Origin of the sequence: Pelotomaculum sp. PtaB.Bin117 (genome assembly GCF_002067195.1) — a bacterium.
GTDB lineage: Bacteria > Bacillota > Desulfotomaculia > Desulfotomaculales > Pelotomaculaceae > Pelotomaculum_D > Pelotomaculum_D terephthalicicum.
Genome location: NZ_MVQM01000178.1, coordinates 83,785 through 96,072, shown reverse-complemented (window position 1 = coordinate 96,072; position 12,288 = coordinate 83,785). Strand labels below are relative to the sequence as shown.

The window sequence follows — 12,288 nt, the reverse complement described above, 5'->3', positions numbered from 1 at the left end:
GTTCTAATAGCGGCGGGGAGTGTCGTCTTGTTGCCGGGACGACACTGTACCTAATCCTTAGTCAAGTCATCTTTCCGCTCTTTCAATGCTTCGTTCACCAGAGGATCGTCACCCGGAACATTTTCCCCGGTTGCTTTTTGGTCTGGCTTAGAGAGTTTACGCGCAGCCACGCGCGGACCAAGGAAGCTGTTAAATTCCCTGCCAAAACCGGTCAGTCTTTTTTTGGCGTTTTCCAGGCCGCCTGAACTGATCAATAAGAACGCCAACCCTCCAACTATCGTCAACCCCAGGATCCACCCCAACGCCTTCCAGGCTCCGGTCGTTGTCCCGGACGGTCTATTAGTGACGGGCGCGCCTGGAGCGGCGGGCGCAGCTGGCGAAAGACCGAGTACCACGGGAATAGCTTCTGAAAACATCGACATGCCCATCTCTGCTTCTTCCTTGGTATTTGTATGGGTGCCAGCTTCGATCAGCAAAGCTGTCGGCGTTAGATCTTGATTATAGTCACCTTTTCCGACAAAAATCTCTTTTACCACTTTGGGGTGCAGATTATTGGCGGAAGCCATCATCTGTTTTGCAAAGTCCATGTTGGCGGACATCCTCGGGTTTTCCCGGCCGATCACCAGACGAAGCTTGGCCACACTCTTGCCGTCTATAGTTGTCCGGTAATAATTAGGGTCCGGAACCCCGTCCCGGTGCACGTCAAATATGGCCGACGGATTTTTCTTCATTAAACTGGTCGCCGTCCGGCGGGAACGTGTATAGGCGTTATTATCGTGCGGGTCATGAGGCGTCTGGTCGTAATCGACTTGGTAACCCGACCCTTGAAGCCGGTTGGCCATAGTTTTGCCTACCTGATAGATGCCACCCTTAAAAGGGATTGCGTCTGTACCGTCCGAAGGGACATAAGATTCATCCGTGTGCGAGTGGTATACAGCAAAAGTGCTCTTGCTCTTTTCTGCCAGGTTTTTAACTACTACCGCGCTTTGATTGGCGTAATATTCATTATAGGCCAGTATTTGTGAATCCATGCCCAGGAATTTTGCTTCAGCTTTGTCCCCCTGAACACGTTCCACCCGGTAATGCCTGCCTTCCGAGGTGTATAATTCATCTCCCGACGCAGCTATTCTGGCCATTTCACTGATAGTGCTTCCCTCTTCATCAACGATAGTTGTATATCTGCCGATTAGATGATCAGGTGTTTCTTTATTAAAAAACCCCGCAGTGGTAAAAGCCGGCCATAACAAGAGATTATTTGAGTGACAATAAAATAAAGAGCATCCCAGCAGCACCAAAACGCTCAGCCCAATAATGAGTTTACTCTTGTCCTTCATGTTTATCTGCATCCACCTTTCTCCGGTTATCACTCGGCGCGCCTCTCTTCGCTTCCCCGTGTTTTTCGCCGTTATCTTCACCTGAAACCTCAAATTGCGGTTTTTGCAGTCCTTGCACTAATTTGCGCGACCTTCCTGCTACACCCGGTCCACCTGATAACCTCTCAAAAGATTCGCCAATCAGTTCAGCCAGAAGAATCGCCACAATACCGGCCAGAATAATTGTGTCGAAAGCGCCGCCGCCACCTATGGCAACATTATAATTACCCGGCGCGCCATTTCCTAACAGCCAGACATAGTGAATGATATCAACAAAAAGCACGCCTAATGTCGCGGAAACAAAGGCTGCCCGCCGGGACCTGCCGAAAATGTAAGCGACAATCCCACCTACCAGCGGGTAAAGATAAATTGCATCCAATACCGCATAACGACCGGCCGGCTCAATGGTGGAACCGGAGTTAACCAGTGATCCGATTATGTACACTGATATCGCCGTTACCACCGCGCCAATGAGGGCCCTGCTCCATTCTTTTGCCGTACCTGCCTTAGACAAGAGATATATGGCCAACCCTATCGGCACCAACGCGCCCCCAACGTTAATTGAAGTGTTGAATGGGGTAAAAGGTACGGGAATATTAATAAAACTGCCGATAATGATTGCGGCGATGACAAGCAGCGCTCCTCGGTCAGACAGTCTCATCCGGTCTAGAGCGCGTTGGGCCAGCCCAAGATAAACGACTACTGATCCGAGTAGCAGAAGGGTGATGCCAACTGGAAATCGCTCCAAAGTAATTCAGCCTCCTCATAATTGGGAAATAACATTGTTAGACTGTCCACTCATTTAAAAAATATGCAAATCGCTTTTTCTCCAAAAAGAAAAAGCGGTAATAGATTTGCCTCTATCACCGCTTTCCGACTTGTTAAAGTTGCTCTTTGAATGTACTTATTACAAGCTTAATCTTCTTTTTTCTCAAACACATCGCCAACCATGTCACCTATGGTGATAACCTCATTCCCGCTTTCCTGGCCCATGGCGCTGGAATAATCACGGGCTTCCCGGTCCTGTTTTTCCTTGTTGACCTCTCTTATTGACAGGCGGATGCGCTTATCAGTCTTATCCACGCTTAAAACTTTGACATTTACCTCCTCACCCTCAGTTACCACTTCGTCCGGTTTGGCCACGTGATGATCAGCCAGGTGAGATATATGCACGAGTCCTTCCACGCCGGGTTCAAGCTGAACAAAAGCGCCGAAAGGAGCAAGACGCACGACTTTTGCCACTATAATACTGCCCACGGGATATTTCTCTTCGACACTGTCCCATGGATTCGGCAATACTTGCTTTAGACCTAACGATATCTTTTCATTTTCACGGTCGACCTTCAGCACCATCACTTCCAGTTCATCGCCAACCTTGACCACTTCGGAAGGGTGGTTAATCCGGTACCAGGACATTTCAGAAATGTGCAGGAGTCCGTCCACGCCGCCGATGTCGACAAAAGCTCCAAATTGAGTCAGACGACGCACGGTGCCTTTGACAATTTGGTTTTCTTGCAGGTTTTCCAGCATTTCCTGGCGAATGCGGGCATAATCTTCTTCAAGTACTGCTTTGCGCGATAATATTACTTTTTTTCTGCCGCGGTTTATTTCTATCACCCGGGCAGTAATCTCCTGACCGAGATATTTCGAAAGGTCTTCAACATAGCCCCTTTCAACCAGCGAAGCCGGTAAAAACGCGCGCGCGCCGACATCCACCAGCAGGCCGCCCTTAACAACTTCACGGACTGTTCCTTGGACAGGTTCTTGTGTATTTAGCATATCCTCCAATTTACCCCAGGCTTTTTCAGCATCAGCCTTCTCTTTGGATAGAATTAGCTTCCCTTCGTTGTCCTCTGCCTTCAAAACGCATACCTCTATTTCATCCCCCACCTTGACAACTTCTTGGGGGGAAGTAACTTCACAGCATGACAGTTCCCTGATGGGAATAACTCCTTCGGATTTCGCGCCCACGTCAACCATAACTTCATCCTGGCCAACGTGAACTACCACTCCTTTAACAATTTCACCATGCCGTAGCGCCTTTACCTCTACAGCGTCCTTCATGCCTTCTTCAGCGCTGACCATCTCTTCGTTGTCACTCATTCGTCTTTTAACCTCCTCTATAATCCAGTCAGGTGTGGATGCACCCGCTGTTAACCCTGTAACTTTTACTCCCCGAAACCAGGCCGGATCCAGATCATCCGCTGTTTCGACGTGATATGTTGTCTTTCCCGATTTCCGACAGATATCAACCAACTTCCTGGTATTCGCACTGCTGATACCTCCTGCTACAACCATCACGTCTACCTGCCGGGTTAGTTCCAGGGCAGCTCGTTGCCGCTCTGCTGTAGCGTGGCAAATCGTATTAAATACTTTAATTTCCGCACCTGTCTTACTAATAGCCTCAACAGTTGATTCAAAGTTATCCAGGGATTGCGTGGTCTGAGCAATAACCCCTACTTTGCCGGTCATTGACAACAGGCTTGATTCATCCGCATTCTCTACCACCAAAGCCTGCTTGCCGGCCCAACCGATTATTCCGCGTACTTCCGGGTGATGCTTATCCCCAACTACCACCACTTGAAAACCTTCCGCGGTGAGGTCTCGCGCAAGAACATGTGCCCTACGCACAAAGGGACAAGTGGCATCCACAATATTTAAACCCCGCGCTTTGGCTGTTTCCAGAACGGCAGGCTCGACACCATGAGACCTGATTATAAGCGTTCCGGAATCTGCCTCCACCGGATCCGAGATTTCTCTAATACCCATTTCAGCTAATCGAGCCTGTACTTGCGGATTGTGAATTAACGGACCCAGGGAATAAACGGGGCCAGCCCCTTTTAATACTGTGGCCTGCGCCATTTCAATAGCCCTGTTCACGCCGAAACAAAACCCGGCTTTTTCAGCAACCCGCACTTCCATAACTAAACACCGCTTTTATCACAAGAACATTCGCTATGCAACCTTAAATTTCCTTCTAACTATTTTTACAATTTTTAATTAATTTATTTAGCAACTTTTAAGTAAATCAGCTATTTGTTCCATCATATTATTACTGGCCTTTTCCATATCCAGCCGCGAAACTTTTGAGCCTGCTTGATAAAATACCGGTTTGCCGATATTCACCCTTACTTTGCCCAAAACCCCTCTTGAACCTTTAATGGCTACCGGCAAAAATGGCACCCCCGCTTTTAAAGCCAGCATAGCCGCACCCAAATGCGGCTTTAACAATTGGCCGGTATGACTCCTGGTTCCTTCGGGGAAAACGCCTACAATTTGGCCCTCATCTAATAGTTTCATCGCCGTACGGATTGCTGCCCGGTCTAATTGATTCCGTCTAACCGGAAAAGTGCCCACGGCACGAATGAACGTGCTTAGCAAAGGGATATCAAACAGCTCTGATTTGGCCATGTAATTAACTCTCCGGTTAATGGCACAACCGACAACAACCGGGTCCCAGTAACTAGTATGGTTAGAAACCAGCACCAGTCCGCCTTCCGCCGGCAAATTAGACAATCCGCATATTTCCCAACGCCTTAACAATAATAGAACAACCCGGCAAATAGACCGGGCAAAACTATAAAACACTTTTATCTCACCGCCAAAACCCGGTCTATAATCATTTTTACAACCATATCGACAGTAAAAAAAGAACTGTCGATTATTTCCGCGTCCGGAGCTGGAACCAAGGGGTCGGTCTTTCTGGTAGTATCGATTCTATCCCTCTCACATATTTCCATCTCCATCTGCTCCTGATTGACATGGTAGCCTTTGCCAATTAGTTCCTCCCTGCGTCTCCTTGCCCTCTCTTCAGTTGAAGCGGTAAGATAAATTTTAATCCGCGCGTCCGGAAGAACGACTGTTCCGACATCCCGTCCCTCCATTACCACCCCGCCTCGTTTGGCCATAGCTTGCTGCAACTTTACCAAATGCTTTCTTACCGCTGGAATACTGGCGGTTAGAGAAACGTTTTGAGAAATGTACGGGCTGCGTATCTCTTCAGTGACGTCCTCACTGTCCAGCAATATTTTTAAATTGCGATCATCTCCGGCAACAAGCTCTACGTTGGCGGCTTCCGCCATTTCACCAACGGCAACAGGATCATGCAGATCAAGCCCTTCGCGAATGGCCTTCAATGTTATTGCCCGGTACATTGCACCCGTGTCTATATATAAATATCCAAGTTCTTCGGCAACCATCCTGGCCACAGTGCTCTTGCCGGCTCCGGCAGGCCCGTCTATGGCAATGTTAGGCTTCGAATCCATAACCCCTCCGGATTCATAATGTATTTTCAACTTAAGTTATTTCGACATAATTGATTTTTTACCTTTTTTTTAACAGGATGGATACAAAATAACCTAATTTATTATCCTAATATATCAGAATCATTTAAATTATAGGCAAAAAATATCTAGATTATATTATTCTACCTGAATATTTTTTAATACCCATTACAGCACAATCCATTAAAGAAAACATCCGCCAAAAAGCCAAGCAGATGTCATGTTTGTTTAAACTATTGTTTTAACAGTACCCTTTTCATTGAATCAAAGTGATAATTAAGGAATAAATGTAATCATTGCATCATTTCGCTAACTGCTTCCGAAATCATTTCTTTTGAAAAACCGCCATGGAAGCGGGGCTCACCATTAATAACAGTCAAAGGGAGCCTTACTCTATCCAGGATCGCACTGATATTAGGGTAATTCTCCATTTCAGCGCTTTGCACATCCACATAAGCATAACCTATGGCTTCGCCAAAATTCTTCACCAGAAATTCTTTTAAATCTTCAGCTTCTTCTTGCATCGTTTTTGCTGGGCCGCAACATGCGGCTTCAGGGGATGGGTTTCAGCAACTATCTAAAGGCACAGGCGCATTAGATCCGAATACAGTAATGCTGATTTTTTCCATTATGAAATTTCCTCCCAAGTTTTAATAAGGCTTTTCCATACTAATATCATTATTTTATCCCAAGCTTCACCTACGGTAAACATAATATTGACACACCATAAAATATTAATGCGCACTTTTTATAATAGAGGCAAAGCCCGGAAAGGACACATCAATACATTCCGCTCCGCGCACCAAGGTTTCTCCCTCTGCCGCCAGTCCGGTAACGGCCGCTGCCATGGCTATGCGGTGATCGCCGTGGCTCTCACAAACGGCGCCTTTAAGCTGACGTCCGCCCCGCACAAGGAGGCCGTCCGGCAGTTGTTCCACATCGGCCCCAAACATGCCCAGCATTGTCGCGACGGTGGCAATACGGTCACTTTCTTTTACCTTTAACTCAGCAGCGTCCTTAATTACTGTGACTCCCTCGGCCAGTGCCGCGGCTACCGCCAAAACCGGCACTTCATCAATCAGGCGGGGAATGGTTTCACCTCCGACAGTTACCCCGGATAGTGCTCCGGCATAGCGCGCCCTGATGTCCGCAACCGGCTCTCCGCCTTCATCCCGCCGTTCAAGTAATTCAATAGAAGCGCCCATCTCCCGCAGCACATCCAGTATCCCGCTCCTGGTGGTATTTATCCCAACTCCAGGCAGGGTGATGTCCGATCCGGGGATTATTGAAGCTGCGACAATGAGAAAGGATGCTGAAGAAATATCTCCTGGAACAACCACCTTTTGTCCTTTGAGACAAGGACGGCCGGTTAAACAAATCTTATTGCCGTTAATCTCCACCTTGGCGCCAAAGTATTCCAGCATTCTTTCCGTATGATCCCTGGAGCGGTACGGCTCACTCACCGTAGTCGCCCCTTCTGCATATAAGCCGGCCAAAAGCACTGACGACTTGACCTGGGCGCTGGCCACGGCGCTTTTCAAATAAAAAGGTTTCAGGTTACCGCCCCTTACAGCCAGGGGAGCCAGGTTCGCACCTTGCCTTCCTGCTATTCCAGCGCCCATTTGTCTCAGCGGTCCGGTAACCCGGGCCATAGGGCGACGCCTTAACGAAGCGTCGCCGGTAATTACGCTAAAAAACGGCTGCCCTGCCAAAATACCCAGGAGCAGTCGCATAGTGGTACCCGAATTGCCGGCGTCCAGGATATCTTCCGGTTCGGCAAGACCGTCCAGGCCCCGGCCGCGTACTCTAACCACGGCGTTATCCGGACCTTCTATCTCAACACCTAGCTTCCTCATGCAGTCAATTGTTGACAAACAGTCTTCTCCCGGGAGAAAATTCTCTATCAACGTCTCGCCTTCAGCAATTGACCCCAGCATTACCGCTCTGTGTGAGATTGACTTATCACCCGGCACCGCCGCTTTTCCCCTTAAAGCGCCTGCCGGTTTGATATGCAGGTCCATGCAATTCCCCCCCATCAAGGTGCTTTCAGTAAGATCATAATCAAGGAACAGTACCTACTTTTTCCTGACGGTATATCCTTTTTCCTTGAGCACACTGAAGGCGTTAGCCAGATCTTCTTGAGCGGCGAAACCCACTCTGATAGTGCCGCCTTCACCTTCACGCACCCGCATTATTTCAATATCGCTGATATTTATGCCCGCGTTTGCCAGGTGAGCGGCAAATGCGGCGATTGCGCCGGGCCGGTCCGGCACCGTAATTATAATCTCAAAAAGGCTGGAAAGATATCTGCTTGTCTTCGCGGGAAGGCCGGAACGAACATCTCTGGCGCTTTCAAGCTTTTTCTGGATATTCGTTCCGGCACCGGCGGCGACGGCGTTTTCATATGTGACGAGTTCTTCACGGAAACGCCTAATCATGTCAAGCACCTGCTCCCGGTTGGCCAGCAAAATATCCCGCCACATCTCCGGCTTGCTGGAGGCAACCCGGGTGGTATCCCGGAATCCGCCCGCGGCAAGGGGCAAAATACTGTCGCTGCCGGGCATTTGCGCCACGGTATTAACCAGCGATGAAGCAATAAGATAGGGCAGGTGGCTGACCGCCGCGACCGCCTGGTCATGCTGTTCCGGTTCCATCTTAATTACTTTGGCTCCCACTCCGGCAACCAGTTTCCCAACTTTGATTTCCGCAGCCGGAGGTGTTTCAGGAGTTGGAGTAAGAATATAAAAGGCGTTTTCAAAAAGATACGGGTCGGCTTCCCGCACTCCCGGCCGTTCAGCGCCGGCCATCGGATGGCCGCCGATAAAGCTTGCGCCGGGCGGTAAAAGCCGGGCGGCGTCACGGACAATAGCAGCCTTGGCGCTCCCGACATCCGTTACAACCGAAGACGGGGAAAGGTAGGGAATAATTTCTTTCAAAACCTTTATCGTCACACTTACAGGAGTGCCGATGATGATTAAGTCAGCCCCGTTCACGCTATCAGCAATTGAATCGGTAAAACGGTGGATGGCGCCGAGTTCAACGGCCAAGCGCAGGCTTTCGTTTGACGATCCCGCCCCGACCACTTCCCCGGCCAGGCCCCGCGCGCACAGCGCCATACCCAGGGAGCCCCCGATCAAGCCGACACCGATAATCGCCACCCGGTTAAAATCGGGGTTCACAGTATTCTCCTCCCCATTGCCGCTGCAACTTGTTTTAACTCTGACATCATTTTCATAAAGTTCGCCGGAGTGAGTGACTGAGGTCCGTCGCATAAAGCCTCGGGCGGGTTCGGGTGTACTTCAACCAGCAACCCGTCGGCGCCGGCGGCGACAGCCGCTTTGGCCATTGAAGGCACAAAGCGCCATTTGCCGATGGCATGGCTGGGATCTACTATCACCGGCAGGTGGGAAAGATATTTTACAATAGGGACAGCGGTCAGATCCAGAGTATTTCTGGTATAATTTTCAAAGCTTTTGATGCCCCGCTCGCACAGGATTACATTATAATTACCGCCGGACATAATATATTCGGCGGCCATCAGCCACTCCTCGACGGTAGCTGAAGGTCCTCTTTTCAATAACACTGGCTTGTCTACTTTGGCCACTTCCCGCAGCAATGAAAAATTCTGCATATTGCGGGCGCCTATTTGCAAAATATCTGCATAATCAGCGATCATCGGCACGGCGCGCACGTCCATCACTTCCGTTACAATCAAAAGACCGGTAAGGTCCCTTGCTTCGGCCAGAAATTTCAGTCCTTCCTCCTCCAGCCCTTGAAAGGAATAAGGTGACGACCGGGGCTTAAAAGCACCTCCTCTGAGTATGGTGGCGCCGGCTTTTTTGACAATTTCCGCCGTTTCCAGGACCTGTTTGCGGCTTTCCACAGCACAAGGGCCGGCCGCCACATGAACGGCATCGCCGCCTATTTGCAGACCGCCTATCTTAATGACAGTACCTTCTTCGTGAAATGTCCTGCTGGCCAGTTTATATGGTTGAAGAATGGGCACAACCCTTTCCACACCGGGCAAAGCCTCCAAACCGATGTCTCCAAGACGGGTCTTATCCCCGATTGCGCCGATAATGGCGCGTTCGACACCACGAGACAAATGAATCTGAAACCCCGCTTTTTTAAGCCTGATTATTACCGCTTCTATTTTATCATCATCGGCATGATGATCCATAATGATAATCAAAATTTATTCCTCCTCGAGCTTTAAAATAAATATCTACTATTCCGGTATTTATATACTCGGACGCCGATGAAGCTTTGCTTCACCATTAAGAATATATGAAAATGATATATAGCTTTTGTAGAGCGGTATATTACGAGTTATAGACCATTCTTATTCCGACTACTGATGTTAAAAAAAGCATCCCACGGAGGAATGCTTAACCAGACCATAAGAACATCTCTTATCGCCTCCCTACCGTCCTACCATGCTTCTTTGTTTTTAGAGCGCCTGCGGGAATTCCGCCGGGCAAGAAACTTACTGTATAACCCTAATAACCTGCCGTAATAACCCATACTACTACATTTATTTTATACTAACACAAAAAATCCAGTTATCGCAACTGGATTTTTGCCGCTGTTTATTTAACACTGTTCAGCAACGCGGTTTTAAATTCCCTGGTCAGGTTCTCCACCGCTATTCCGGCAGCTTGAGAACTTGCACTGTCGGCGATTAATTTAACAATGGCGCTTCCCACCACGATTGCGTCGCAATACCTGGACATCCGCGCTCCTTGTTCCGGGTCCGCGATGCCAAATCCTATGGCCAGGGGCAAGGAAGTATGGCTGCGCACCCTACCGGTAAAGCCGGATATGTCAGTCCCGATCTCCTTCCTGGCGCCGGTTACTCCTGTAACGGAGACGCAATATACAAATCCCATCGCCTTTGGAGCTATTCTGCTTAATCTCTGCTCGGTAGTGACCGGCGAAACAAGAGGAATAAGGTCCAGCCCTTCCTTTTCAGCCAGACGCAACAGCGGACCTGATTCCTCCAGCGGCAAATCAGGCACAATTAATCCGCTTACACCTGCCGAAGCCGCTTCAGCTATAAACCTGTCGAGTCCGAATCTATAGAAGGGGTTGCAATAACCCATTAAAACTACAGGCGCCCCGCAATTGCGTTTTATCGTTTTAACTGTCTCCAGGATTTTTGCCAATGTGGTCCCTGCGGCCAGAGCCCGGTTGGAAGCCTGCTGAATCACCGGACCATCCGCCAGGGGGTCGGAAAACGGCACTCCCAGTTCAATTATATCCGCTCCCGCCGCATCCATGCGCAGCGCCAAATCCACGGTGCTGAACAGGTCGGGGTCGCCGGCAGTGATAAAAGTAATCAAGCCTTTTTTCCCTGCCGACCGCAGCTTATTGAGACGCCCTTCAATGACGCTGTTGCTGTTCATATATTCACCCCCGGTTCACCCGCCACCGCGGGTATATCTTTGTCTCCACGCCCGGAGAGGTTTACCACGATGATCTTTTCAGATGAAAGAGACGGCGCCAGCTTGACCGCTTCGGCTATCGCGTGTGAGCTTTCAAGCGCCGGAATGATTCCGTCAGTGCGGCAAAGCAATTGGAAAGCCGCCAGTGCTTCCGAGTCGGTGGCCGTCGTATACTGCACCCGTCCGGAGTCTTTAAGATAAGCATGCTCCGGCCCGACACCCGGGTAATCAAGTCCCGCGGCGATGGAATGGGGTATTGTAATCTGGCCGTCATCATTTTGTAAAATGTAGCTGTACGAACCGTGCAGCACTCCGGGGCAACCCCGGCTGAGCGTGGCGGAGTGCTCTGCAGTGTCCAGCCCGCGCCCCGCGGCCTCAATGCCGATTAATTGCACCTCTTGATCGGCAAGGAATGAGTAAAACATGCCCATTGCGTTGCTGCCGCCGCCGACACAGGCCAGGATATAATCCGGCAGCCGCCCGGCTGTATCCAGCACCTGCCGCCTAGCCTCCTCGCCAATTACCGACTGGAAGTCCCTGACCATCCGCGGGTATGGGTGCGGGCCGGCGACTGAGCCAATCAGGTAGTAAGTGTCCCGCACATTGGTAACCCAGTCTCTGATGGTTTCGTTCATCGCGTCCTTCAAAGTCCTGCTGCCGCTTGTCACCGGGACAACCTCCGCGCCCAGCAGCCGCATGCGAAAAACATTGGGGCTTTGCCGCCTGATATCTTCTTCTCCCATATAAATAGCGCACTGCAAGCCAAACAGCGCGGCGGCGGTGGCCGTCGCCACCCCGTGCTGGCCGGCGCCCGTTTCCGCGATTATCCTGCCCTTGTCCATCCGGCGGGCCAGGAGAATCTGGCCGATTGCGTTATTGATTTTGTGCGCTCCGGTATGGTTCAGGTCTTCTCTTTTGAGAAATATTTTCGCTCCTCCGCAATGCCTGGTCAGACCTGCCGCAAAATACAAGGGTGAAGGCCTGCCGACATAATGTTTCAGGTAGCCCTCCAGTTCCTCATGGAATTCAGGGTCCTCCCCGGCATCCGCATAGGCTTTTTCCAGCTCTTCCAGCGCCGGCATTAACACTTCAGGAATAAAACGGCCGCCATAAAAGCCATAGTATCCACGATTATCCGGCAAAATAAAGCCATTATCCTTTATATCCGATGCACTCTTCATTATATGA

The 12,288-nt window shown here is 49.9% G+C and carries 11 protein-coding genes; all 11 read right to left on the bottom strand.

Annotation, left to right across the window (positions count from 1 at the left end):
• Positions 1-50: 50 nt before the first annotated feature.
• Complete coding sequence (spoIIP, locus tag A4E54_RS15225) at positions 51-1,334, bottom strand: stage II sporulation protein P (RefSeq protein WP_240082937.1); 1,284 nt, start codon at positions 1,332-1,334, stop codon at positions 51-53.
• Positions 1,318-2,121 carry a DUF1614 domain-containing protein gene (locus A4E54_RS15220; protein ID WP_240082938.1) on the bottom strand — a complete coding sequence of 268 codons (804 nt, stop codon included), beginning with the start codon at positions 2,119-2,121 and terminating at the stop codon, positions 1,318-1,320. Before A4E54_RS15220 ends, spoIIP begins: the two co-directional genes overlap by 17 nt.
• A gap of 167 nt (positions 2,122-2,288) precedes the next feature.
• Positions 2,289-4,295 (bottom strand): bifunctional 4-hydroxy-3-methylbut-2-enyl diphosphate reductase/30S ribosomal protein S1, encoded by a 2,007-nt coding sequence (locus A4E54_RS15215; RefSeq protein ID WP_240082939.1) that lies wholly within the window; start codon positions 4,293-4,295, stop codon positions 2,289-2,291.
• Positions 4,296-4,382: 87 nt separating this feature from the next.
• Positions 4,383-4,916 carry a lysophospholipid acyltransferase family protein gene (locus A4E54_RS15210; RefSeq protein WP_240082940.1) on the bottom strand — a complete coding sequence of 178 codons (534 nt, stop codon included), beginning with the start codon at positions 4,914-4,916 and terminating at the stop codon, positions 4,383-4,385.
• A 47-nt stretch (positions 4,917-4,963) separates the two neighbouring features.
• Positions 4,964-5,638, bottom strand: a complete 675-nt coding sequence (gene cmk, locus A4E54_RS15205) for a (d)CMP kinase (protein ID WP_240082941.1) — start codon at positions 5,636-5,638, stop codon at positions 4,964-4,966.
• 311 nt (positions 5,639-5,949) lie between these two features.
• Positions 5,950-6,180 (bottom strand): hypothetical protein, encoded by a 231-nt coding sequence (locus A4E54_RS15200; protein ID WP_240082942.1) that lies wholly within the window; start codon positions 6,178-6,180, stop codon positions 5,950-5,952.
• 210 nt (positions 6,181-6,390) lie between these two features.
• Complete coding sequence (gene aroA / locus A4E54_RS15195) at positions 6,391-7,677, bottom strand: 3-phosphoshikimate 1-carboxyvinyltransferase (protein ID WP_240082943.1); 1,287 nt, start codon at positions 7,675-7,677, stop codon at positions 6,391-6,393.
• Positions 7,678-7,731: 54 nt separating this feature from the next.
• The gene (locus tag A4E54_RS15190; RefSeq protein ID WP_240082944.1) at positions 7,732-8,835 is read right to left on the bottom strand and encodes a prephenate dehydrogenase; all 1,104 of its coding nucleotides are present in this window, start codon (positions 8,833-8,835) and stop codon (positions 7,732-7,734) included.
• Positions 8,832-9,848, bottom strand: a complete 1,017-nt coding sequence (gene aroF, locus A4E54_RS15185; RefSeq protein ID WP_286726613.1) for a 3-deoxy-7-phosphoheptulonate synthase — start codon at positions 9,846-9,848, stop codon at positions 8,832-8,834. The genes A4E54_RS15190 and aroF overlap by 4 nt, the downstream gene beginning before the upstream one ends.
• Before the next feature lie 397 nt (positions 9,849-10,245).
• On the bottom strand, positions 10,246-11,061 hold the full coding sequence (gene trpA, locus A4E54_RS15180) for a tryptophan synthase subunit alpha (RefSeq protein WP_240083356.1): 816 nt from the start codon (positions 11,059-11,061) through the stop codon (positions 10,246-10,248).
• Positions 11,058-12,281, bottom strand: coding sequence for a tryptophan synthase subunit beta (gene trpB, locus A4E54_RS15175; RefSeq protein WP_240083357.1), 1,224 nt, complete (start codon positions 12,279-12,281; stop codon positions 11,058-11,060). The genes trpA and trpB overlap by 4 nt, the downstream gene beginning before the upstream one ends.
• Between the last annotated feature and the right edge of the window lie 7 nt (positions 12,282-12,288).